At 34.0% G+C, this 24,536-nt stretch carries 24 protein-coding genes; 22 read left to right on the top strand and 2 right to left on the bottom strand.

The window, feature by feature from the left end:
* Nucleotides 1-31: 31 nt before the first annotated feature.
* Nucleotides 32-217: a twin-arginine translocase TatA/TatE family subunit gene (gene tatA / locus PP182_RS03910; RefSeq protein WP_272650028.1), complete on the bottom strand. Its 186-nt coding sequence runs from the start codon at nt 215-217 to the stop codon at nt 32-34.
* Nucleotides 218-407: 190 nt separating this feature from the next.
* Here tatA and PP182_RS03905 point away from each other — a divergent pair, with 190 nt between their 5' ends.
* The 17 genes from PP182_RS03905 (at nt 408) to PP182_RS03825 (ending at nt 18,883) form a co-directional block, all read left to right on the top strand.
* Nucleotides 408-1,277 carry a M23 family metallopeptidase gene (locus tag PP182_RS03905; protein ID WP_272650027.1) on the top strand — a complete coding sequence of 290 codons (870 nt, stop codon included), beginning with the start codon at nt 408-410 and terminating at the stop codon, nt 1,275-1,277.
* 6 nt (nt 1,278-1,283) lie between these two features.
* Nucleotides 1,284-2,777: a GH3 auxin-responsive promoter family protein gene (locus tag PP182_RS03900; protein ID WP_272650026.1), complete on the top strand. Its 1,494-nt coding sequence runs from the start codon at nt 1,284-1,286 to the stop codon at nt 2,775-2,777.
* A 55-nt stretch (nt 2,778-2,832) separates the two neighbouring features.
* Entirely contained in the window at nt 2,833-4,512 is a 1,680-nt protein-coding gene (locus tag PP182_RS03895; RefSeq protein WP_272650025.1) for a DUF6909 family protein, read from the top strand.
* Between the two features lie 2 nt (nt 4,513-4,514).
* The gene (locus PP182_RS03890; RefSeq protein ID WP_272650024.1) at nt 4,515-5,513 is read left to right on the top strand and encodes a hypothetical protein; all 999 of its coding nucleotides are present in this window, start codon (nt 4,515-4,517) and stop codon (nt 5,511-5,513) included.
* 381 nt (nt 5,514-5,894) lie between these two features.
* On the top strand, nt 5,895-6,908 hold the full coding sequence (gene pseB / locus PP182_RS03885) for a UDP-N-acetylglucosamine 4,6-dehydratase (inverting) (protein ID WP_272650023.1): 1,014 nt from the start codon (nt 5,895-5,897) through the stop codon (nt 6,906-6,908).
* A gap of 2 nt (nt 6,909-6,910) precedes the next feature.
* A complete protein-coding gene (gene pseC / locus PP182_RS03880) occupies nt 6,911-8,062 on the top strand; it encodes a UDP-4-amino-4,6-dideoxy-N-acetyl-beta-L-altrosamine transaminase (protein WP_272650022.1) in 1,152 nt (383 codons plus the stop codon).
* Entirely contained in the window at nt 8,055-8,741 is a 687-nt protein-coding gene (gene pseF, locus PP182_RS03875; protein WP_272650021.1) for a pseudaminic acid cytidylyltransferase, read from the top strand. The genes pseC and pseF overlap by 8 nt, the downstream gene beginning before the upstream one ends.
* The gene (locus PP182_RS03870) at nt 8,738-9,733 is read left to right on the top strand and encodes a GNAT family N-acetyltransferase (RefSeq protein WP_272650020.1); all 996 of its coding nucleotides are present in this window, start codon (nt 8,738-8,740) and stop codon (nt 9,731-9,733) included. The genes pseF and PP182_RS03870 overlap by 4 nt, the downstream gene beginning before the upstream one ends.
* Nucleotides 9,733-10,413, top strand: coding sequence for a methionyl-tRNA formyltransferase (locus tag PP182_RS03865; protein ID WP_272650019.1), 681 nt, complete (start codon nt 9,733-9,735; stop codon nt 10,411-10,413). Before PP182_RS03870 ends, PP182_RS03865 begins: the two co-directional genes overlap by 1 nt.
* The gene (locus PP182_RS03860; protein ID WP_272650018.1) at nt 10,391-11,107 is read left to right on the top strand and encodes a PIG-L deacetylase family protein; all 717 of its coding nucleotides are present in this window, start codon (nt 10,391-10,393) and stop codon (nt 11,105-11,107) included. The genes PP182_RS03865 and PP182_RS03860 overlap by 23 nt, the downstream gene beginning before the upstream one ends.
* On the top strand, nt 11,104-12,132 hold the full coding sequence (gene pseI / locus PP182_RS03855) for a pseudaminic acid synthase (RefSeq protein WP_272650017.1): 1,029 nt from the start codon (nt 11,104-11,106) through the stop codon (nt 12,130-12,132). The genes PP182_RS03860 and pseI overlap by 4 nt, the downstream gene beginning before the upstream one ends.
* A 93-nt stretch (nt 12,133-12,225) precedes the next feature.
* Nucleotides 12,226-13,782 carry an aldolase catalytic domain-containing protein gene (locus PP182_RS03850; protein WP_272650016.1) on the top strand — a complete coding sequence of 519 codons (1,557 nt, stop codon included), beginning with the start codon at nt 12,226-12,228 and terminating at the stop codon, nt 13,780-13,782.
* On the top strand, nt 13,782-14,525 hold the full coding sequence (locus PP182_RS03845; protein ID WP_272650015.1) for a 3-deoxy-manno-octulosonate cytidylyltransferase: 744 nt from the start codon (nt 13,782-13,784) through the stop codon (nt 14,523-14,525). The genes PP182_RS03850 and PP182_RS03845 overlap by 1 nt, the downstream gene beginning before the upstream one ends.
* On the top strand, nt 14,518-15,120 hold the full coding sequence (locus PP182_RS03840; protein ID WP_272650014.1) for an HAD family hydrolase: 603 nt from the start codon (nt 14,518-14,520) through the stop codon (nt 15,118-15,120). The genes PP182_RS03845 and PP182_RS03840 overlap by 8 nt, the downstream gene beginning before the upstream one ends.
* Before the next feature lie 730 nt (nt 15,121-15,850).
* Nucleotides 15,851-16,588, top strand: coding sequence for a lipopolysaccharide biosynthesis protein (locus tag PP182_RS03835; RefSeq protein ID WP_272650013.1), 738 nt, complete (start codon nt 15,851-15,853; stop codon nt 16,586-16,588).
* Entirely contained in the window at nt 16,563-17,660 is a 1,098-nt protein-coding gene (locus PP182_RS03830; protein WP_272650012.1) for a polysialyltransferase family glycosyltransferase, read from the top strand. The genes PP182_RS03835 and PP182_RS03830 overlap by 26 nt, the downstream gene beginning before the upstream one ends.
* Nucleotides 17,657-18,883 carry a hypothetical protein gene (locus tag PP182_RS03825; RefSeq protein WP_272650011.1) on the top strand — a complete coding sequence of 409 codons (1,227 nt, stop codon included), beginning with the start codon at nt 17,657-17,659 and terminating at the stop codon, nt 18,881-18,883. The genes PP182_RS03830 and PP182_RS03825 overlap by 4 nt, the downstream gene beginning before the upstream one ends.
* 376 nt (nt 18,884-19,259) lie before the next feature.
* Here PP182_RS03825 and PP182_RS03820 read toward each other — a convergent pair whose 3' ends face one another.
* Complete coding sequence (locus PP182_RS03820; RefSeq protein ID WP_272650521.1) at nt 19,260-19,517, bottom strand: hypothetical protein; 258 nt, start codon at nt 19,515-19,517, stop codon at nt 19,260-19,262.
* On the opposite strand from PP182_RS03820, the gene PP182_RS03815 reads away from it, so the two are divergent.
* Genes PP182_RS03815 through PP182_RS03795 form a run of 5 tightly spaced genes read left to right on the top strand, consistent with a single transcriptional unit; the run spans nt 19,444 to nt 24,498 of the window.
* On the top strand, nt 19,444-20,205 hold the full coding sequence (locus tag PP182_RS03815; RefSeq protein WP_330097973.1) for an O-antigen ligase family protein: 762 nt from the start codon (nt 19,444-19,446) through the stop codon (nt 20,203-20,205). The two genes, PP182_RS03820 and PP182_RS03815, sit on opposite strands and share 74 nt — an antisense overlap.
* Nucleotides 20,189-21,451, top strand: a complete 1,263-nt coding sequence (locus PP182_RS03810; protein WP_272650010.1) for an O-antigen ligase family protein — start codon at nt 20,189-20,191, stop codon at nt 21,449-21,451. Before PP182_RS03815 ends, PP182_RS03810 begins: the two co-directional genes overlap by 17 nt.
* A complete protein-coding gene (locus tag PP182_RS03805; RefSeq protein ID WP_272650009.1) occupies nt 21,448-22,164 on the top strand; it encodes a WecB/TagA/CpsF family glycosyltransferase in 717 nt (238 codons plus the stop codon). The genes PP182_RS03810 and PP182_RS03805 overlap by 4 nt, the downstream gene beginning before the upstream one ends.
* Complete coding sequence (locus tag PP182_RS03800) at nt 22,165-23,520, top strand: undecaprenyl-phosphate glucose phosphotransferase (protein ID WP_272650008.1); 1,356 nt, start codon at nt 22,165-22,167, stop codon at nt 23,518-23,520.
* Nucleotides 23,521-24,498, top strand: coding sequence for a UDP-glucuronic acid decarboxylase family protein (locus tag PP182_RS03795; RefSeq protein WP_272650007.1), 978 nt, complete (start codon nt 23,521-23,523; stop codon nt 24,496-24,498).
* The last annotated feature ends 38 nt before the right edge of the window (nt 24,499-24,536 follow it).

Here is a 24,536-nt window from a genome sequence, read left to right as displayed (position 1 = left end):
CGCTAAATAAATATTATAAAGAAAGATACTATTATTCCTTTTTGGTGTCATCGACGGTCTCATCCTCCTTAGAGGCATCCTTGAACTCTTTAATCCCGCTTCCCAATCCACGCATTAATTCCGGTATCTTTTTGCCTCCGAAAAGTAAAAGAACCACTAGTACCACTATCGCTATTTGCCAAGGGCCTATTGCCAAAAATATATTTGCTAATGTCATAATATAAGTCTTTTATCGAATAACAAATGTACTAAAAACTAGTTTACCTAACTAGAATATTAACGCTTGTCTGATTATATTAAAATTGTTGTTATCGATACAGATTAAAAGTATATAATTCAATTTCTAGTTTTGCTTATTTTTATTTGTTATAACGGCTTTTTTCATTTCTAAGTATATCTTTGTTACAATGGCCAAAAAAGTAAAGAGAAGAAAAGAGATTAAACGAAAGTTGCTTCATAAGTATCGCTTGGTAATCCTGAACGAAAGCACTTTTGAAGAGAAAATCTCGTTTAAATTGAGCCGACTAAACGTTTTTGTTACAGGTTCTCTTTTTATGATTGCTTTAATAGGCCTTACCATACTTCTGATTGCCTTTACCCCACTACGGGAATATATCCCTGGATATTCCTCGACAAAATTAAAAAGGCAAGCAACGGAACTTACCTATAAAACGGATTCCTTAGTTAGAACCTTAAATTATACCAATAGGTATTTAGATAACATTAGAATGGTTCTTAAGGGGGACATTGAAAATAATGAGATAAACAGGGACTCCTTGTTTGAGCAATTTAAGATAGACCCTGCATCTGTGGATTTAACGCCCATTCGAGAGGATTCTATGTTAAGGGCTGAAGTGGCTTTAGAGGATAAGTACAATTTGTTCGAAAGAGATCCAAACAGAAAAAATTTAGTTCTTTTTCCACCTGTTTCCGGAACGGTCTCCATGAATTATGATTTGGAGCGTAAACACTATGCAGTAGATATTGTAGCTCCCAGGGATACACCGGTAAAGGCGGTTGCCAACGGAACCGTTATTTTTTCGGAATGGACGGCTGATACCGGTTATGTAATTATCATAGAACACCCAGACGGTTTGTTAAGTGTTTACAAGCATAATGGTTCTTTGGCTAAATTTCAGGGAACCGTGGTTCGCGGAGGAGAGGTAATTGCTTCCGTGGGTAATACAGGTGAATTTACCACAGGGCCCCATTTGCATTTTGAGTTATGGGACGAAGGAAATCCAGTAGACCCCCAAAACTTTATAGATTTTAATTAAACACGTATGTCCCTAAAGTCGTTCGCAGCAAAAATTTTCGCCAAAAGAATTGCGTCCAAGACCTTAAAATGGGTCAATAACCCTCATGATACCCAACAAAAGGTCTTTAAGGATTTAATAGAAAAAGGGAGAACCACGAGGTTTGGAAAAGATCACGATTTTGATACCATAAATTCTCACGAAGATTTTATCAATAAAGTCCCCATAAGAGACTATGAGGAGTTAAAGGAGTATGTAAATCTTGTAGTTGCTGGTCAGGAAAATATTTTATGGCCTGGAAAACCGCTTTATTTTGCGAAGACTTCCGGGACTACTTCGGGAGCGAAATACATACCGATTACGGAATCATCCATTAAAAATCAGGTAGAGGCTTCTAGGAATGCCATACTCAACTATATACATGAAACGGGTAATTCCAAATTTGTGGATGGAAAGATGATTTTTTTACAGGGAAGTCCAGAATTAACGGAAAAAAATGGGGTAAAGCTAGGGCGGCTTTCTGGTATTTCAGCACATTACGTGCCCAATTATTTGCAAAAGAATCGATTACCAAGTTGGGAGACCAACTGCATTGAGGACTGGGAAACGAAAGTAAATGCCATAGTCGATGAAACCAAAGCGGAGAACATGACCGTTATTGCCGGTATTCCTTCTTGGGTTCAAATGTATTTCGAAAGATTAAAAGAAAAAACCAATCAAAATATTGGTGATTTGTTCCCGAATTTTGAACTGTTTATTTATGGGGGTGTTAATTATGAACCTTATAGAAAGAAGTTTGAGGAGCTTATTGGGCGAAAGGTTGCGAGTATTGAGCTTTTTCCAGCAAGTGAAGGCTTCTTCGCTTACCAAAACTCACAGACCGAAAAAGGCATGCTATTGTTATTGGACGCCGGTATTTTTTATGAATTTGTTCGTGTTGATGAATTTTATGACGAAAATAGGAAGAGGCTAACCATCGAACAAGTGCAAATAGGTATGGACTATGTTATGGTTATCTCTACGGATGTAGGTCTTTGGGGGTATAATTTAGGAGATACCGTTCGGTTTGTTTCCTTAAAACCATATAAAGTGGTTGTTTCTGGAAGGGTGAAGCATTTTATATCTGCCTTTGGGGAGCATGTCATCGCTAAGGAAGTTGAAGAGGCCATGTTGGTAGCTACTAAAGAAACCGATGCCAAAATCAATGAGTTTACCGTGGCGCCTCAGATTACGCCTAAAAACGATGAGCTTCCTTATCACGAGTGGTTCATTGAATTCGAAAACGAACCTTCGAACATGAATCAATTTATAACAATCTTGGATGAAGCTTTGCAGCAACAAAATAGTTATTATTTTGATTTAATTGAAGGTAAGGTCTTGCAATGTTTAAAGGTTACCCCAATCCAAATAGGAGGATTCAAAGCTTATATGAACTCTATAGGTAAACTGGGGGGTCAGAATAAGGTTCAACGTTTGGCCAATGATAGAAGCGTAGCTGATAAATTGACAGCATTTAGTTAGCAAGAAACTACAAGACAAAAACAAATATTAATCGTAGTTTTGCGGGAAATCTCTTATGGGCAAAGCAGTCACAACAACCAGGGCGCAAGAGTCGACCAATGCAATTGAACGCATGTATATTACTATGCGTCACCTGTTCAATAGAGGTTTCTATAAACCTACAGGAGTATCCGGTGAAGCTCTAAAGAATGCCCTCCTGCTCATTAGACCGGAAATTTACGGTTCCTTAGGTGAGGAAAAAGCGGAATTAAACGGACTCCTATATGTACTTGAACGACTACCGGAAGGGATAGAGCAATGTAGGTTTATAAACTTAACTTCCGACGAAGGTTATGGAATTTCCCATATAGATCCCATTATTCCGCCAAAAAGAAGGCGAAACTGCTACAGGATAGACGACGAGCAGATGAACATAGAGATTACTAGAGGTCGCTCTGACATTTATGACATACTTACCCATTTAACTTTCCTGTTCATAGAATCCGAAAAGATATGTGAAAGGGTACTCATTCCTGAAACGGAAAAAACTATACGAGACTGGACCAAGTTAGAAAAGGCATTGGAAAAGGATGAGTTGGAGCAATCTGAAAGAGAAATTGCTTTAATCCATACTGCAAATATTCTAGGTAGGTCTTTTGAGGAGGTTTTGGGGGTCTATAATAAGTTGAGTACTGAAACTAATCCCGAGCGTTTTTTAAGAATAATTTATTGGTTAGGAAAATTGGCACTTGAGGAAGAACTGACGGGAGAAAAACGGGCTATTACGTTCAGCACATTGCTTAGGGAACGCTTAGGACACCATATTCATGGTGAGCGATGGGCTAATCGTATTAAGAAGGTGTTGGACAAAAACAATTTATTGCAAAGGCCTATTCATATCATCTCTGCCAACATGCACAGTGTTATGAATTCTTTTTTTGCCCTGGAAGCCCTAAAAAATGAGTTCCCTGATTCAAATCGATTGGAGGTTTTTGAAGCTCTAAGCGCTACAGGTAACGAAGTTCTTCGAAATAAGGTAAAGGAAGTGGCAACGGCAAACGGTATGATATCAATTGATGATACCTCGGGAACAAATATCGATGTACAAATATTCGATACAGCCAAGTTCAAAGACAAAGCTTGTTCCTATAACTTTTCAGGAACTAAAGAAGCAAAAAAACCTGTTATATTTGTTATGGATTATGCCTTTGGGGAACAGGCCTATGAGACCATTGATGAACTACTTAAACCTTTTGAAAAAGAAAAAAAGGACGAGTTTCTCAATATAGTATCGCTTTCCATTATGGGTAAGGCAGGTATTTTGGAAGGGGGCAAAGGAGATTTAATGATTCCTTCCGCGCATATTTTTGAGGGAACGGCAGACAATTATCCTTTTAAAAATGAATTATGTGCAGCTGACTTTGACGGACATAATCTAAAAGTATTTGAAGGGACAATGGTTACAGTTTTGGGAACTTCCCTGCAAAATAGGGATATACTGAAGTTTTTTCATAAGTCTACATGGAATGTTATAGGTTTGGAAATGGAAGGAGTACATTATCAAAAAGCAATACAATCCGCTTCCAAAATTAGGAAGAGCATAAGGGAGGACGTAAAAGTGAGATATGCATATTATGCTTCGGATAACCCTTTGGAAACGGGTAGCACTTTAGCCTCTGGCGGGTTGGGAACGACGGGTGTAAAGCCAACCTATTTAATTACGGATAGAATACTAAAACAAATTTTTAATTCATAGCAATGGCAGAGAATCAATTAGCAAATAATCAGAATAGTTCCGATGAAATTGATTTGGGGCAATTATTTCAATTAATTGGAAGAGGTTTTAATTCAATCTTCAGGTTTATCCTAAGAGTATTTCTATACCTAAAAAGAAATGTTTATATACTAATTGGTCTAGTAATCCTTGGATTGGCTATAGGCTACGGTTTAACCCAGATTATTTCTAAAAAGTTAAAGATAGAGGTTATTGTAAAGCCTAACATGGAGAGTAAAAATTATCTTTACGATGTCATTGACGAAATCCAATCTAAAATAATCGCAAAAGATACTTTGTTTTTCGAATCTATTGGTGTTGAAAACATAGAATTTTCCGGGTTAAAAGTCGAGATTAGCAGGGTTGTCGAGGAGGATAACACCGAAAACGATTTACAGTATTTAGAGTTACTCCAAAGTTTTGAAAATACGGATGCTATTGCTGATATTTTGCGAGCAGAATTACAAAATAAAAGCTCATTTAATCATCGAATTACATTTTTTTATAATAATCCGGAAATAGGTAATGAATTCGCTAAAAGGTTGATGGATTACATTAATACCAACGAATATTTCGATAAACTCATCATGGTTTATCGTGAAAACGCCTCCAGTAGAATTGAAGCCAATCAAAAATTACTACAACAAGTTGATGAAATTATTACTAATTATACTAATGGTCTAGCCGTTGAAAGAAATAATTCGTTGAGTGAGCGTATAGTTTTGGATAATCAAGAGCAAATGAATATTGCAGACCTTTTTGAGTATAAGAATCTACTTATAAAAGACATTGAAACTAAGAAACTGGAACTAGAAGAAAGCGACGAGCCAGTTAGTATCATTAATTTTGGCAAATCACAGGTTGTACAAAAGGCATTTTTCGCGAAGAAAATCATTTTGATTCCTTTAGTGCTTGTGTCCTTATTCTTTTTAATATCTTTTTTAACTTATTTGAATAGGAAGTCAAATGAAATATCTGAATAGCCATAGTGTTACCTTCTTATGAAAACTGAACGATTTCATATTATAATAAGCATAGCTAATGTTTAAATATTTTATCTTCATTTTACTCTGTTTCGAAGATGTGTTGGCGCCATTCTAAGCTTAAGGAGAGCACATTGAATTAGAATCCCATATTTACAAATCATTGCGACTAATATTGATTAATGAAAAGGCACTTAATAAAGATTTAATCAACTTTTCTAAAAAAGATAGCATAATAATTTTATGAGTAATTTCGAGCGGACTTCTACGTAATAACCATATAAATTTAAGAGAGTAGGAAATTTAATTCGCGAATAATTATTCTACCTTTGTAAAGAGACCTAAAAGCAGCAGTTTATATAAAAGTTCTATTTTAAAATAATGAATTTTACAGGAAAATCACTTTTAATTACAGGAGGAACAGGTTCCCTTGGAAAGGCGTTGACGAAACATATACTTGATAATCATTCGGAAATCAGAAGATTAATTATCTTTTCAAGAGATGAGCAAAAGCAATTTGTTATGGCTCAAGAATTCCCGATTGAGAAATTCCCCCAAATTCGCTTTTTTATTGGCGACGTAAGAGACAAGGACAGATTAATTAGGGCCTTTAAAGGTGTAGATTATGTGATTCATGCCGCAGCTATGAAACATGTACATTTAGCAGAATATAATCCGGAAGAGTGTATAAAAACAAATATAGGAGGGGCACAAAATGTAGTAGACGCGTGTTTTGACACGAATGTGGAAGGAGTTGTTGCATTATCTACGGATAAAGCTTGTGCACCCATTAATTTGTATGGTGCTACTAAATTAACATCCGATAAATTATTTGTCGCAGCTAATAATATTAAAGGGGATAGTCCTATTAGGTTTTCGGTAGTAAGATATGGTAATGTTATGGGGTCAAATGGTTCTGTAATTCCCTTCTTTATTAACAAGAAAAAGGAAGGGTCACTGCCTATAACAGACCCTGAAATGACACGTTTTAACATTTCTCTACAAGGCGGTGTAGATATGGTTATGCATGCTTTAAAAAATGCTTGGGGAGGTGAAATATATGTGCCTAAAATTCCGTCTTATCGTATCATGGACGTTGCTGAAGCAATTGGGCCAGAATGTCAAAAACCTGTAGTAGGTATTCGGCCGGGTGAAAAGGTCCACGAGGAAATGATTACCCCCTCGGATTCATTTTATACTTATGATTTGGGAAAATATTACGCAATACTCCCCGCAACGCATAATTGGGTTATAGAAGATTTTACCTCAACATTCAATGCGAAAAAAGTAAGCCCCAACTTCAGTTATAATTCCGGGGATAATCAGGAATGGGAAAGCGTAGAAAGTTTAAGGGACCTTATAAAGGAACATGTTGACCCAACTTTTAAAGTTTAGTGATGGATAGGGCAATCATACCTTACGGTAGGCAAAGTATTGGGCAGGATGACATTGACGCCGTCATTTCAACGTTATCAGGTGATTTTTTAACCCAGGGACCAAAAATAAACGAGTTCGAGGAAAAATTTGCTTCATACGTTGGAGCCAAGCATGCTGTTGCAGTTAGCAATGCAACCGCTGGTTTGCACCTTGCAGTTCTAGCGTTAGGTCTCAAGAAGGGCGAGCGTGTTATTACTACCCCTATCACTTTTGCAGCATCCGCAAATTGTGTTAGATACGCTCAAGGAGAGGTTTGGTTTGCTGATATTGATCCGGATACGTACCTGCTATCTTTGGAAAGTGTAAAAAAACTGATAGAAAGTAAACCTCATGGGTTTTTTAAAGGTATTATTCCAGTGGATTTTGCTGGCTTACCGGTAAATTTAGAAGAATTTAGACATTTGGCCAAAGCGCATAACTTATGGCTCATTGAAGATGCCGCCCATGCTCCAGGAGGTTGTTTTACGGATTCAGAGGGTACATTACAAAGATGCGGTAATGGAAATTACGCTGATTTAGCAATATTTTCCTTTCATCCAGTAAAGCATATTGCCTGCGGGGAAGGAGGTATGGTAACCACCAATTCCGACACATTACATAAAAAATTATTGTCCTTAAGGACACACGGAATTACCAAAGAAGACATGTCGGAAAATCATGGCGGGTGGTATTATGAAATGCAAGAACTAGGTTACAATTACAGATTAACTGATTTTCAATCTGCTTTAGGAATAACGCAACTTGCTAAAAACAATGAAGGCGTTATCAGGAGAAATCAAATTGCCGAAAAGTATAAAAATGCTTTTAATGGTAAAATAAAATACCAAAGTTTGCCTAAGGGAACCTGCAATGCATATCATTTATTCGTAATTGAAGTTTCGAACAGAAAAGGTCTGTATGACTATCTAAGAAAGCAGAATGTTTTTACTCAAATACATTATATCCCCGTTCATAAATTACCTTATTATAGTAGGATAGGTTATGCCAATGCAGATTTAGGTAATGCGGAAGACTATTATTCTAAGTGCATAAGTTTACCAATGTATCCAAGTTTAACTAATGACGAGCAAGGTTTCGTCATAGAAAAAGTTTTAACATTTATCGATGGCTAATCTCGCGATTATACCCGCAAGGGGAGGAAGCAAAAGGATTCCTAGAAAAAACATCAGGGAATTTTTAGGAAAACCAATTATAGCCTATTCAATTGAAGCTGCTATAAATAGCAAATTATTTGACGAAATTATGGTTTCCACTGACGACATGGAAATTGCAAAAATAGCTGAAAAGTATGGAGCTAAGGTCCCTTTTATTAGAAGTTCAAAAAACTCAAATGATTTTTCAACCACCTTTGATGTATTAGAAGAAGTATTGTTAAAGTACTTAGAACAACGAAAAAGTTTTGAAAACGTTTGCTGTATTTATCCTTGCGCTCCTTTAACGAATGAAGAAAAGCTTAAAGGTGCTTTTTTAAAATTAGAAGAAACTGGAGCGGATTCAGTAATTCCAATTGTTAGTTTTTCATTTCCAATTCAAAGGGCATTTAAAATTTCTCAAGGAAAGTTGAATTATTTTCATCCAGAACACGAAAGAACGAGGAGCCAGAGTATGGAAAAAGCCTATCATGATGCAGGACAGTTTTATTGGTTTAAATCAAATAGAATTTTGAAACTAAAGTCTTTAGTTACCAAAGAAACTTCTTATGTAGAATTATCTGAACTCGAGGTTCAAGACATAGATAATGAATCGGATTGGAAAATGGCAGAGTTAAAATACAGGATAGCTAAAAAATGAGATTTCCAGAGACATACCCTTTTTTAGAATGTAACCAGTTTCAACAAGGAAACAATAAAATTGTTCCTATTCGGTATGAAGATAGATTAGAAATCATGAAATGGCGAAATGAACAAATTTACCATTTAAGACAAAAAGAACCACTAACCAAAGATAAACAGGAAGCTTATTTTAGGGATATAATTGCTGATTTGTTTGTACAAGAGCAACCGAATCAAATATTGTTTTCATATTTAGAAGGGGAAAAATGCATAGGTTATGGCGGTCTAGTTCATATAAATTGGAGTGATAAGAATGCTGAGTTGTCCTTTGTAATAAATACAGATTTTGAAAAAGACTACTTCTATTTTCATTGGAGCACTTATTTATATTTAATTGAACAGGTAGCTTTTGAAGAGTTAAATTTTCATAAAATTTACACGTATGCTTTTGACTTGAGACCACAGTTATATGAAGCTATTGAGAACGCTGGTTTCAAAAGAGAGGCTACATTAAAAGAACATTGCTTCTTTGAAAAAAAATATACGGATGTGGTAATACACTCTAAAATAAACGACTACGTGCTTAAAGTTGCTGAAAAGCATGATGCTGAGCTACTTTTTTATTGGGCTAATGATGAGGATGTTAGAAATAACTCTTTTAATTCACAGCCAATCTTATGGAAAGATCATTTGGTTTGGCTCAATGGCAAATTGAGCTCAGAAAATACAAGGATGTATATTCTTTATTATAAAAAGACACCAATAGGCCAGATAAGATTTGACAGAAATCAGATAGAGCAATGGGTGATAGATTATTCTATAGGCATTAAATTCAGAGGTAAAGGATTTGGAAGAAAAATAATAAATATGGGGCTAAAAAAGTTTAAAAATGGAAATTTCGTTGGTTTGGTTAAAAACACCAATTTAGCATCTTTTAAAACATTTGAAAAAATTGGTTTTGATAGTGAGAAGGCAAGCAATTTTGAAACAAAATTTATATTATTAAAGTAATGAGTAGTTTTTTATTTTTAAGTGAAAAGGACTGGCATGCTGGGCTTTTTTATTCACTGGCGTCAAAGTTTCCAACTCACAGATGGCACTTAATAAATAAAAAAGAAAAACTACTGGTTGATACTTTGAAGGAGATTAACCCGGACAAAATATTTATTCCGCACTGGTCATACATGATTCCTGATTATATCTTTGATAATTACGAATGTATAGTATTCCACATGACTGATTTGCCATTTGGAAGAGGTGGAAGTCCTTTACAAAACCTTATAGTAAGAGGCTATCTTAGCACAAAAATATCTGCTTTAAAAGTACAGAAAGGAATAGATAGTGGTCCTATTTACTTAAAGAAAAATTTGAGTTTGGAAGGAACAGCAAAAGACATCTTTTTAAGAGCCAGTAAAGTGATAGGACATATGATTTCTCAAATTATAGAAAATAATATAAAACCTAATAATCAAGAAGGAGAAATACTTGAATTTAAAAGAAGAAAACCTCATCAAAGTGATATATCAAAACTATCATGTCTCAATAAAGTTTATGACTACATAAGAATGTTGGATTGTGAAGGGTATCCTCCTGCTTATATTGAAACTGAAGCATTGAAACTTGAATTCTATGAAGTAGAAAGAGTAACTTTAAATGAACTGAAAGCAAATGTTAGAATCGTTAAGAAATAAGAAAGTTCTCGTTGTGGTAGCTCACCCAGATGATGAATTATTGGGCCTTGGAGCAAGTATGAAACGCTTAATTAGTGAATATGGTATTGAATGTAGGGTGGTAATACTTGGAGAAGGAATTACCTCAAGAAGCAATCAAAGAAAGATCGGAGAGTGGAAAAGTGAATTGGAAATACATAAGAAAAATATAATCCAAGCACAAGAAGCCATAGGCTATAACTCGGTGGGGGTTTATGATTTTCCAGATAATCGTTTTGATAGTATACCTTTACTTGATATAATCAAGGTAATTGAAAAAGAAAAGCAAGAATTTGTACCCGAGGTGATTTTTACTCACCACGGTGGAGATGTAAATATTGATCACCAAAGAACATTTGAAGCTGTAATAACAGCTTGCCGTCCCATGACAAGTGAAAAAGTCAAGACCATAATTACATTTGAAACACCATCTGGAACAGAATGGAGGGCGAGTAGTGACCCAAAACATTTTATTCCAAATTTATTTATTGAGGTTTCAGAAGAACAAATATTGGCAAAGATAAAAGGAATGGAGTCATACGAATTTGAGAAAAGACCCTACCCACACCCAAGATCTCCGGAAGCACTTAAAATTCAAGCTCAAAGATGGGGGATAGCAAACGGTATAAAATATGCTGAGGCATTTAACATTGTTAGAAATATAGAAGCAGTATGAGTGATAAATGTTTTATAATAGCTGAACTATCTGCCAATCACGGAGGTGATATCGAGATTGCTGCGGAGACCATTAGAGCTGCTAAAAGAGCTGGGGCGGATGCCATAAAAATGCAGACTTATAAACCATCTACCATGACCTTAAAATCGGAAAAAGAAGATTTTATAGTTCAAGGCGGAACAATATGGGACGGAAAGGGACTTTATGAGTTATACGAGGAGGCATCTTTGCCCTGGGAATGGCACAAAGAACTTTTTGAAATAAGTAAAAAAGAAGGGTTAGTATGTTTTTCCACTCCGTTTGATTTTACCGCAGTTGATTTTTTGGAAGAATTGAACTGCCCCATTTATAAGATAGCATCTTTTGAAATAAATGATATTCCTTTAATTCAATACGTGGCATCCAAAAAAAAACCAATGATTATCTCAACTGGTATAGCAACGTATGATGAAATTGAATTAGCCATTCGGACCTGTAGAAATGAAGGGAATAACGATATAACCTTATTAAAGTGCACGTCATCTTATCCAGCACCAATCGAGGAGGCAAACCTAAAAATGATTAAAAAATTCGCACAAGATTTTCATACAAAAGTAGGTCTGTCAGATCATACGATTGGAAGTATTGTTCCTATTCTATCCATAGCAATGGGAGCAAAGGTCATTGAAAAGCACTTTATATTAGATCATAGTATAGGTGGGCCAGATGCATCCTTTTCTATGGATGAAAAGGAATTTACCCAAATGGTTATGGATGTTAGAAGTGCAGAATCTGCTCTTGGAGAGGAAACCTATGAGCTTACCCAAAAACAAATTTCCGGTAGGAGGTTCGGAAGGTCGCTATACGTTTCATCAAATATTAATAACGGAGATTTTATTACCAAGGATAACATAAAAAGTGTTAGACCAAGTTTTGGATTAGAACCTAAATACTATTACGATGTCTTGGGAAAACGGGTGAACAAAGATCTTGGTGTTGGGGATAGACTTTCGTTCGAACATATTATTAAGGAAGATGAAATTTAAAAATTAAAACATATTGATTAGTCTGAAAAAAACACTAACAAACTTATATTTAGAAATCACTAACAGGCTTATAAATTAATAGTAGATTACAAGATGAGAGCTATAGAAAACCTGCAAATATTGGATTGCACCCTAAGAGATGGAGGCTATTACACCAATTGGGATTTTAGTAAAGATTTGGTAGAAGAATATTGCAGGTCAATGGAGGAGCTCCCTATTGATTATGTAGAGATAGGGTATAGAAGCACCCCTCTTAATGGGTATTTAGGAGAGTATTTTTACTGTCCCGACTACGTGATGGAAGCTTTAAAAAAAGCCATGCCTTCCAAGAAGCTGGTGATTATCCTAGATGAAAAAAATATTAGGGTTGAGCATTTGGATAGCCTTTTGACATCATGCATCCCTTATATATCCATGGTAAGAATGGCTATTGATCCTGCAAATTTTGAACGAGCAATAACTCTTGCTAAGGCAGTAAAAACAATGGGTTTTGAAGTTGCCTTTAATGTTATGTATATGTCCAGTTGGAAAAATGATCCCTCCTTTTTGGATATGCTCAATGGACTTGACGATACGATAGATTATTTTTACATGGTAGATTCCTATGGGGGAATCATGCCCCAAGAAGTGGATGAAATTATAGAACTGGTAAAATCCAAGACTAATGTGACCCTTGGGTTTCATGGTCATAATAACTTGGAAATGGCATTGGCAAATACCTTAATGGCAATAGAGGGCGGTTGTGCCATGGTGGATGCGACTATAACCGGAATGGGAAGGGGTGCGGGAAACCTAAGAACGGAATTATTGCTAACTTATTTAGATAGCAAGAATATACGAAAAATAAAATTCACACCGTTAAGCAGGGTTGTTGGAGCTTTTGAAAGCTTAAAAATTAGATATGGTTGGGGCACTAATTTACCATATATGTTCTCCGGGGCCTTTTCCCTGCCCCAAAAACAAGTTATGGAGTGGGTAGGCATGAATCGTTATCCGATTGGAAGTATTCTAAATGCATTGAACAATCAAAAGGATTCTTTAGAAGACAACATGAAATTACCGGTTTTATCACTCAAAGAAACTTTTGATTCTGCAGTAATTTTGGGGGGAGGAAAATCTGCCCTTAATCATAATGTTGCCATTAAAAAACTAGTAGAAGAGAAAAATAATTTCTGCATTATTCATGCGGGAGCACGTAACGTTTCCACGTATATAGATATAGAAAATAAACAATACTATGCATTGGCGGGTTTTGAAAGCGAAAAGCTTTTGAAAACACTTGGAGATGTGGCCAAGCTAGAGAAAAAGACCTGTGTTTACCCCCCTTTTCCAAGAAATATGGGAACGATAATACCTGATGAAGTTAAAAGAGTTTCAGTAGAATTGGAAGCTATTGATTTCACCGGAGCATCAAAGGATTCCCCCATGACCTTAAGTTTTCAGATAGCGTTAGATTTAGGGGTTAAGAATATTTATCTTGCCGGTTTTGATGGTTATGATACAACTATCGATCAAATACAATTTGTATTAGCTCAGGAAAATCAAAATATTCTTAATGATGCTTTGAAATCTAAACAACTAAAAATAATTGCTATAACTCCTACTAAATATAAAAAAGTCAAAACAACTTCAATCTACAGTATAATTTAATGAGAATAGTAGGGGTAATACCGGCCCGTTATAAGTCGTCAAGATTTCCTGGTAAGCCATTAATTGAGCTAGTTGGAATTCCAATGATCATTAGGGTGGCAATGATTGTAGAAAAAGCACTTGGGAAAAAGCATACTTATATTGCTACAGACGACCAAAGAATACAGGAATTAGCTGAATCTTATGGATATAATGCAGTAATGACTTCTGAACACTGCCTGACCGGAACTGATAGAGTATGGGAGTTTTCTAAACAAATAGATGCAGATATCTACGTCAATGTTCAAGGAGACGAACCCTTACTTAATTATAAGGATATTTTAAAAGTAGCGGAAACAAAGAAGAAGAACAAGGATTATATTATCAACGGAATGTGTTCTATTGGAATAGATGAAGATGTGAATAATGTAAATATCCCCAAAGTTCTAGTTAATGACAAAAATAAACTGATTTATATGTCTAGGCTTCCAATCCCGGGAATGAAAAGCAATAAAAATGAATTGCCTATATATAAAAAGCAAGTTTGTATTTATGGTTTTAACAATAAGGAACTAAAAGCTTTTGGAAAGAAAAACATCAAATCAACCTATGAAGATTTTGAAGATATAGAAATACTTCGTTTTTTCGATTTAGGTATTCCTATAAAAATGGTAGAAACATCCGGCAATTCATTGGCAGTGGATTGTCCAGAGGACGTATTAAAAGTTGAGGCCGAAATTTTGAGACTAGAAAGAGATGAGTAAGACAATATTATGGGACTTTGATGGGGTAATTCTTGAATCCATGAGTATGAGGGATTTTGGATTTAAAGAAATCTTCAAAAATTATCCAGAAGACAAAGTAGACGAATTAATAAATTATCATCGAGCTAACGGAGGTCTTTCTCGTTACGTTAAAATAAGACATTTTTATGAGGTAATACTTGGAAAAAAAATCCATGAAAACAAGGTGTTGGAATACGCTAATAATTTTTCCCTTATTATGAAGGATAGGTTGACCGATAAAAACAACCTAATAATGGAAAGCCTTAATTTTATAAAGGAAAACTATACCAATTACAAGTTTCATATAGTTTCTGGTTCTGATGAAAATGAATTGAATTATTTATGTAATAAACTAGAAATCGACCAATATTTTATCTCAATTCACGGATCACCTACTCCTAAAGACATCCTTGTAAACACGTTAATTAACAAACATCAGTTGGACAAAGAAGAAACATGTTTAATAGGTGATTCTATAAACGATTTTGAGGCCGCAAATTCAAATGGAATTCATTTTGTGGCATATAATAATGATAAACTTGATAAGTTTAACACACGGCCACCTTTTTTCTAGGATTAAAAACCTTTTTGGTTAATAGTTAACGGTAATATATACTATGATTATTTTTTTTAATCGCTTATGGAACTCCCCTACCTTAACTACTTGGGCGAGCTTAATAACCATATCTACCAATACTATTATTGTGCTACCCTTGATATTGGTAAAATTTTCCAGTATTGAAACTAAAATATATTTGATACTAGCAACGATTATACAATTGAAGAATATATTTGATTTTGGACTAAAGGAAAATTTATCTAGGCTATTTGCTTATGCAAATGCAGGGGTAGAAAACTTAGACGAATTAAACTCTACTTCCAAAAACAAAGACCTTCCAAATTTTAAATTGATTTCACGAATTTTTCAAAGATCAAAGTTATACTATAGATACATTTTCATTATTTCTCTTATACTGATTTCAACAATTACCTATTTCAGTTTAAAAAGTTCTATTTCGGGCAATTTAGACTTTTGGTATGCCAGTGTGGCAATGGTAATTGGGTGCTCATTTTTTTTATACAGCAACCTATATATTTCATGTTTAATAGGCCTTAACAAGGTGGCCTTAGTCAAAAGATGGGAAGTTCTATTGAAGGGATTATCGTCTCTTTCATTAGTGGTTATTATGCTGATCAGCCCTACTTTATTGAATTTTATGATTGTCCTTAATTTTTGGATAATATTAAACTTCTTTAACTATTATTTTTTGACCAAACGAGTTCTGGTTGAAAAGAAAGACATTATGGAATCTGTTACGAAAAGAAGTATAGATAAAATGGTATTTAATTTATCATGGAGGTCTTTTATTGTGGGCTTGTCAGGAACAGGAACGCAACAGGGCCTTAATCTTTTAATAGCTAATCTCGTGCCTTTAGATATTGCAAATTCGTATTTACTAACAGATAAAATATTTGCGCAATTAAAAGAGGTTTCAAGGGCTCCCTTTTACTCCAAAATTCCAGAATTTACGAAATTAAGGGGTCAAGGAAAGATTTCGGAAATGATTGAAAAGGTACGTTTTTCCATGGGGTTTTCTTATTTGGTTATAATTTCAGGATTAATTTTCCTTTTGTTTTTAGGGAATACACTTTTAGATTTCATCGGTTCAAAAGTTCATCTAATCGATGCTTCTGTATTTTTTCTAATGGCAATGTTCTTACTTATCGAAAGATATACGGCAATGCACACCCAATTATTTACATTTATGAACAATTTAATCATTGGGTATGTACGGATTATTATAACAGGGGTTGTGACCATTGCACTTTTTTATTTATTGTTTCCATATTTATCGATTAAATCATTGCCATTTTCAAGTAGTATTGCGTACTTATTGTTCTTTACGGTTTATGTCGTGAGAAAAAATTATAAAGAAATCAACGAATCTTTCTATTCTTTTGAGAAAAGATTGATAATTCCGGTAAGTATATTGTTTTTATTATTTTCAATATTTTATGAAATATTTATTTCACATACATAGTAATATAAATTTATTAACGGCAACCTTAATTGTTGAGAATGGAAATATCAATAAAGAAAAAGTTGTTTTTATTCTTTCAAGAGGTGTTACTACTCCTCTTGCAGTAAAAACGGTAAAACTCCCCAAATACATATATTATCACCCATTCAATACCTTAAAAAAATTACCTAATCTAAGGTTTAGGGCAAATAGAAAAGTCCTTTATGAAATAGATTCAATTATAGAAGAAAATATTGACGATGCCTTTACCTATTTTTGCCCGAACTCTAGAGTTCCTTTATACAGGGCTTTTTTTTCACATCCAAAATGTGTTTGTGTAAACTATATTGAAGACGGTTTGGACGCCTATCTGTCAGAGCAAGAACTATTAAAAAAATTTCCGAAACAGATACCTTTACATATTAAAGTATTAGAATCGGCTTTCAAATTATTTCCTGTTTTCTGTGCTAAACGATTAAGGTACGTACCTGGCGGATTTCTATCTAATTTGAAAGAAGAGAAATCAAAAATATATTGCTTATCGGAAAAATCATATTTAAATCAAGAGAACTCAAATAGAATATTAGTAGGAATTGGTGATGATAGTCTTTATAATTACTCGGACATTTCATTTAATGAAATTTTTGTTTTTGATGCAGTAAAAAATCAAAATGTAGTTAGAGAAAAAGATCTTTATCATTTTGTTCGGTGGTTTAGTAAGGAATATTTTGCTTTTAACGAGATAGCCATCAAGTTTCATCCTTTTCAGGATGAAAAGGAGATTGAAGAAATTTTGGCAATATTTAGCGAATTAGATATTGACGTAACAGTGATTGGCGGTCAATTATCTCTGGAGGCGGTATTTATAAAAAGGAAAGACGTAAACGTTTACGGTATCGGTTCTTCCCTGCTGATTTATGCAGCACTTTTTAGCGTACAAAGCGTTCATGTTCTTTTTCCGTATTTTGAACATAGATTAAATTATATATCACCAAGATTATCCATATGGAACGATGTCTTTCTAGGAAGAAAAAATATTAAATTATTGGATGGCACTTTGAAAAATACTGGGAAACAAAAGAGAAATAAATGAGTGTTAAAAAAATATTGTTCGTCCCACAAAACAAGGAGCATCTCCTAAATATGAACCCAGTTATAGACTTACTTGTCAAAGAGGGTTTTGTTTGCGATTATTTGAATACCAATAATTTTTTTTTTCAAAACCTAGAGTACCCAAAAGAAATTAAAACTTTACCCTTTTCTAATCAAAAGCTGTCAAAATCATTTTATAATATTTCCTTGTTCAAAAGAATAGAGGTTATATATCAATTAAGAAAACCAATAAAGGATATTACTGCAAATTATGATTCCTTTGTGTTTGGCAACGATGGTGCCATTCAGCGTCAGTTTATTTATTATGCAAATAAGCAAAATAAAACCTGCTCAATGATTTTGGATGGATTGATTAACCCTCCTATTGCCTTTAATTTCTCAGACGTATTTTTAAAATCGAATAATAAACTATCAGATTTTAAAGAGTATTTTTCTAAGAGACTAGTGCTTTTTATCTCAAAGACGTTCGCTAAAACAGCACTAAGTCCTTATTTGCCGAGCACAATCGCTTGTGGAAACCTAAACCACGTATATACCATTGGGAAGTTTTCCTCAGATGAGATTAAGAAATACACTTTAAAGAAAGTTAAAGTTTTTAATACCGGTTTGCCCCGCATGATAACCTACTTTAAGGAAAAGGATAAATCTTTCATCCCCAAATATCCAAAATCGGTGTGTTTCATAACGTCGGCCTATAAGTGGCATGGGATGTTTTCATATCATGAATTTCAAATTAAAGATATTCTTTTGATAAATAAGTGTCTTAAAGAAATGTATCCTAGTGAAAGGGTGCCTCTTTATATAAAATTGCATCCAAGAGAGCAGGAAGAGGACTACAAGCAGTTTCAAAACATCAAGGATGTGAAGATTGTTAAAAACGAACCATTCATAAACACTATTGATAATTACGGAATTTTACTAAGCAATTTATCTACATGTATAGTAGAAGGTCTTAACTATGGCGTCCAAGTAGTATCACTAATGATTAATTTTCCTTTCTGGAAGGTTAAAAACGGATTTCTCAAAAACGACCACATTGTTAAAATATTCTCAGAAAAACAACTAAAGGAATTATTAGTTATGAAGTTCCAGACACAAAAGGTAAATTACGCTAAAAATTCAAATAACGATTTTTTGTCAAAAAACACTCCGTCATCTGCTAGAACCATAGTAAGCAATCTAAAGACCTTACTGACGCAGTAGAAGAAAAAATTAGCACAAACTCTAATACAATAGGTTTTGCAATGAACGTTTACAATATGAAAATAAATAAGTTTTCACTGGTTTTAGTTGTGATTGCTATTAGTTCCTTTACATATTTTGTAGACAAACTTCTGGTGAGTAAAGCCCTTCCTTTTAATTTTGCCCAAACAACAAATATTCTCTATGCATTTTTGATTTTTTTAATTTCATTTTTTGCCTTTGCCCAAAGAAGAAAAATTGTTAGGTTTCTACCTTTAAATCTCTATGCAATACTAATTTTATGGCTCTTTGTTATTGGTTTTTTATTTAACTCTCCTATTGAAGTTATACCCAGTTTAATTCGTTTTACGATGTATTATCTGGTAGCTATATTAACCTATATATATCTAAATAAACGGGGTATTACTGCTTTTAATGACAAAATGAGGGTTTTTATCCTGGTCCTTTTTTTTATAGCCATATTTTTTGGCTTTTTTGAAGTCTTTTTTTTGGACATTAGATTTATGAATGGTGCATATCGGTTTTCAGGATCTTTTCTAGGGCATCCACTCGCAAATTCCATGTTTTTAGTCATACTGATTATACTTTGGATTGAATACTTCTTAGTGCCCAAAAAGAATCTTTTTACTTTCATAGGCTTTTTGCTTTTGTTCTATCTGTTTTTCAACACACATTCAAGGATGCCTTTGGCCTTTCTTTTTCTTTCTTTTTTGGCCTATTATTTTTTTAAAGAGAAAAGGGCATTTAAGTTTTTAAAATCTTTGATGATGATTCTTTTGGTGTTTTTTGGCTTGTATCTATTAGTCGCTAAAACAGATGTTTCTCCGCGACTCAAAAAACTGGTAGTCTCGGAAAATGCATTCAAGGACCCATCTAGTAATACTAGGTTTGTAATTATTGAGAATTCTGTTTTGGAAATGACGACCTTTGAAAAGACTATTGGTATTGGCTTAGGCGGTTTCAATGATTTTTATTTTGGCATTTCCAATAAGGATGGGGTAGCCGCACATAATAACTTTCTTTTGTTTTTTGCCGAAGGAGGAATTATAGGTTTATTCCTTTTTATAGTATATCAAATTGTTTTATTCAGAACCCTGTTTAGGTTCATTAGAAAACCACCTATAATAGACCAAAAAGTGAACTATCAAAGAATGATTTTTGTATCGGTTTTCTTACTCGAAATCTGTTCTTTTCTTTTAAACAACTATTACTTTTTTACCTCGCAAACAATTGTTTTCATTTTAATTGGTCTTCTGATGTATTTAGAGGTATATAAGATTAAACCTCATAATTTAAAGATTGCAAATGGCTCTCAAGCATAATTTATCGGTTTATTGGCCACACGAAAAGTTAATTGATAATTTAATTTATTTATCCTTTTTAGGAATCGTAGTATCTTACCCTTTTTCGATTAATATTAATAGCATGTTCATTATTGCTTCTACGGGGTTGGTACTGCTTAAATATTTTAAAACGGGGAAGGTTTTTTTTAGTTATTTATATCTGTTCTTTTTTCTCTTATTTTTAACACGATTAGGTTCATTATTATATACAGAGGATATTAATAGTGGGGTTAGAATAATGATGAGGTCTATGTCTTTGATAGCCTTTCCTTTGATATTGATGTTAAACGACAAAGCCCTGCCCCGTAAGACGTTCTTAATAAAAATTTTCATATTAGCAACTACTTTTGCATGCGTCTACTGCTTTTTAAAGAATGCTATTTTTCTAACTAATAACGATATACCGATACAACGATGGCTCGATTGGAGATATAATAATTACCACCTAAGCCGTCATCTTGAATTTGGGCCGAACTATTTTTCTTTATTAATTGTGCTTAATATAATTGGCGCATTTTTTCACAGAAAACTAATTCCCCCCTTTTATTTATTATGCTTGGTGCTGCAAGTTCTCTTTATAATACTACTCAGTTCAAGGGGCTTATTATTGTTTTTGGCTATTTTTTCCACCACCTATACCATTTATCTGGGGTTTAAGAGATTTAAGTTTTTAGGACTACTATTTTCTATTGTAATTTTGAGTCTTCTTTTTTATACTATTTTTAAGACAGTGCCAGTCCTTAGACAACGTTTTGTAAAAACTTATAAGGAGTTGGTAGTTGGAGATATGGAAAAGAACAAAGTAGGGGGTATAGTAACTCGAAAAAAGAAAATTAACGCTAGTATAAATATTATTAAAGAGAACTTCTTTATTGGAGTTGGCATAGGTGATGTTCGTAATGAATTAACCCATCAATTTAAAATTTTAAATTTTCAAGAGGGCGTCGAAAAATGGTACGATGCACATAATCAATATTTAGAAAGTTTTATGGCGTCTGGAATTTTTGGAGTAATCTGCTTTTTGTCGATATTTGTTTATTGTTTTAGACATGCTTTGAATATTCAAGATTATCATCTTTTGGCGGTGCTTATTTTGTTTCTTTTTTTTGGTTTGTTAGAATCTTATATAGAAACGCACAAAGGAATTGTTATCTTCTCTTTAGTCTTGACCTATTATGTTTCCAATAATAAAAACGGAACGAGTTGCCAGATTTCACAAATATGAATAAGTTAATAGAAACAATTAAAAGAACAAACAAAGAACAGAGTTACAAACAAAATGGACTACATACATTTATTAACCCGTTTTCTTATTTAAAGATTCGAAATAGAGGAATATTAGAAAATTTTGACTTTATTTATGTGGATGGGTTTCTTCTCGTAAGTATTCTTGGCCTATTAGGGGTAAAAGTCTCAAGAAAGAGTTTTGATATGACCTCTTTGGCAAAGAAGGTTTTTATTGACTCTGTTGAAAAAAACAAAAGTGTTTATTTTATCGGTTCAACAAAAGAGGCGATAGGAAGTTTTATCCATATAGTTAGGAGAAATTTTCCTAAAATGAATATTGTTGGCAATAGAAATGGTTATTTTGAAAACGAGAAAGAAAGAAAAAATACTATTAAGACTATTATTACTTTAAACCCAGACATTTTAGTAGTAGGTATGGGGACCCCTTTTCAAGAAATTTTCTTATTGGATTTATATAAAGCAGGATGGGTTGGGTGCGGTTATACTTGCGGAGGTTTCATTCATCAAACAACATCTGGAATAGAATATTACCCCAGTTTTTTTAATAAATATAATTTGAGATGGCTATATCGAATCTATGATGAACCTAAATTGGTTAAAAGGTATTTGTTTTTTTACCCACTTTCCCTACTCTTAATTATTTTTGATTTTTTTAAATGTAAAACGAAATTAGTCTTCCGAAGAATATAAATGTTTTTAAGCCAGCAGCATAGATATTCCGGATTTATCACTCCACTATCCTATTTCACGGATTTGCTGGTAATCAATCTGTTTACCTATTTTCTTCCCATAAATTTCCAAAACCCTTGGCTATTTCATAGCTACATTTCTATTGCTTGGATTATTATTTCCTTTAAAAATGAATTCTATGAGGTTCATAGATACTCTAAGGTAGTTATAATACTGAGAAAGTTATTTACTCAATTCGTTTTCTTTTTTCTGGTTTTATACGCCTATATAGGTTTCTTTAAACAACCTTTGATGAGTAGGTTGGCATTGGGAAAATATTTTCTACTGGTATTTGTTGGTGTTTTTGCCTTAAAGTTTCTCAACTATATTTTGTTAATGCAATACAGAAGTTTATGGAAGGGAAACATTAGAAACGTTGTAGTTATTGGAAAAAGTAAAAAGGCCAACCAACTCATTGAAGTTTTCGAGGAACGAAAGGAATACGGTTATAAGTTTAAAAGGCAGTTTTCTACCAGGGATCAAAATTTTGATATTATAACCTGCTTCAGATATATTGTTAATAATAATATTGATGAAATATACTGCTCGGTTTCAGAATTAAAAAATGATGAAATAGCTTCTTTTGTAAACTTTGCGGATAACAATTTAAAAACACTTAAGTTTTTACCGGACAATAAAAACATTTTTGCTAAAAAATTGAAGTTTGAATACTATGACTATTTGCCGATATTATCCCTGCGGGACATTCCTTTGCATACGTCATTAAATGCATTTTTAAAAAGGACTTTTGACATTGGTTTTTCTTTGTTCGTTATTTTCGGCATCTTAATTTGGTTAGGACCCTTGCTAGCCTTATTGATTAGATTAGAATCTAAAGGACCTGTATTTTTTATACAAAAAAGGACTGGGTTCGATAATAAAGAATTTCAGTGTTTTAAATTTCGATCAATGACGGTGAATGAGGATTCTGATGACAAGCAAGCGGCTAAAAATGATATGCGAGTCACAAGAATAGGAAAGTTTATACGGAAAACTAGTATAGATGAGCTTCCACAATTTTACAACGTACTATTCGGAAATATGTCAGTGGTTGGACCAAGGCCGCATATGGTAAAGCACACGGATGAGTATGCGAACAGGGTAGATAAGTATATGCTTAGGCACTTTGTTAAGCCAGGCATTACAGGTCTGGCACAGATACGGGGATATAGAGGGGAAATTGAAAAGGAAAGTGATATCCAGAACAGAATTAAGTTTGATATTTTCTACGTTGAAAACTGGTCTTTTTTTCTAGACGTTAAGATTATTGTGCAAACTGTGGTAAATGCCTTTAAAGGTGAAGAAAAAGCGTATTAGATGAAAAGAATATTAATTACCGGTGCTGCTGGGTTTTTGGGTTCGCATTTATGTGATCGGTTTATAAAGGAAGGGTTTTACGTTATAGGTATGGACAATCTCATTACCGGCGATTTGGACAATATCGCTCATCTATTCCCTTTGGAGAATTTCGAATTTCATCATCATGATGTTACCAAGTTTGTTCACGTTTCTGGTACTTTGGATTATATCCTTCATTTTGCATCTCCGGCAAGTCCAATAGATTACTTGAAAATCCCTATTAAGACGTTAAAAGTAGGATCTTTGGGTACGTTAAACTTATTAGGCTTAGCCAAAGAAAAGGGTGCCCGAATTTTGGTGGCCTCTACCTCCGAAGTCTATGGAGACCCTTTGGTACATCCACAAAATGAAGAATATTACGGCAATGTAAGTCCTGTGGGACCAAGGGGGGTATATGATGAGGCCAAAAGGTTTATGGAATCCATTACCATGGCATATCATAGACATCATGGGCTTGAAACAAGAATTGTAAGGATTTTCAATACGTACGGTTCACGAATGCGATTAAATGATGGTCGGGTAGTCCCGGCCTTTATGGGTCAGGCGTTACGCGGTGAGAACTTAACGGTCTTTGGTGATGGTTCCCAAAGCCGTTCTTTTTGTTATATAGATGATCAGGTAGAAGGTATATACCGATTGTTATTTAGTGACTATCCCGGCCCAGTCAATATTGGAAATCCGAATGAAACTACCATAAAGGAGTTTGCAGAGGAAATTATAAGGTTGACAGGCACCACTCAGAAAATTGTTTATCGTCCTTTACCAAAAGATGACCCCTTACAACGACAGCCCGATATTACTAAGGCAAGAGAACTCCTTGGTTGGGAACCAAAAGTGAGTCGATCAGAGGGACTTAAAATCGTATACGATTATTTTAAATCGCTTTCTCCGGAGGAGTTACAGAAAAAGGAGCATCGGGATTTTTCTTCTAAATAGTATTATTGGAAAGCAAACCTTATTTTTGCCAAAACCAA

Origin of the sequence: Maribacter sp. PR1, from assembly GCF_028464145.1 — a bacterium.
GTDB lineage: Bacteria > Bacteroidota > Bacteroidia > Flavobacteriales > Flavobacteriaceae > Maribacter.
Note: the sequence above shows the minus strand (reverse complement) of the source record. Positions and strands in the feature narration are given on the sequence as shown.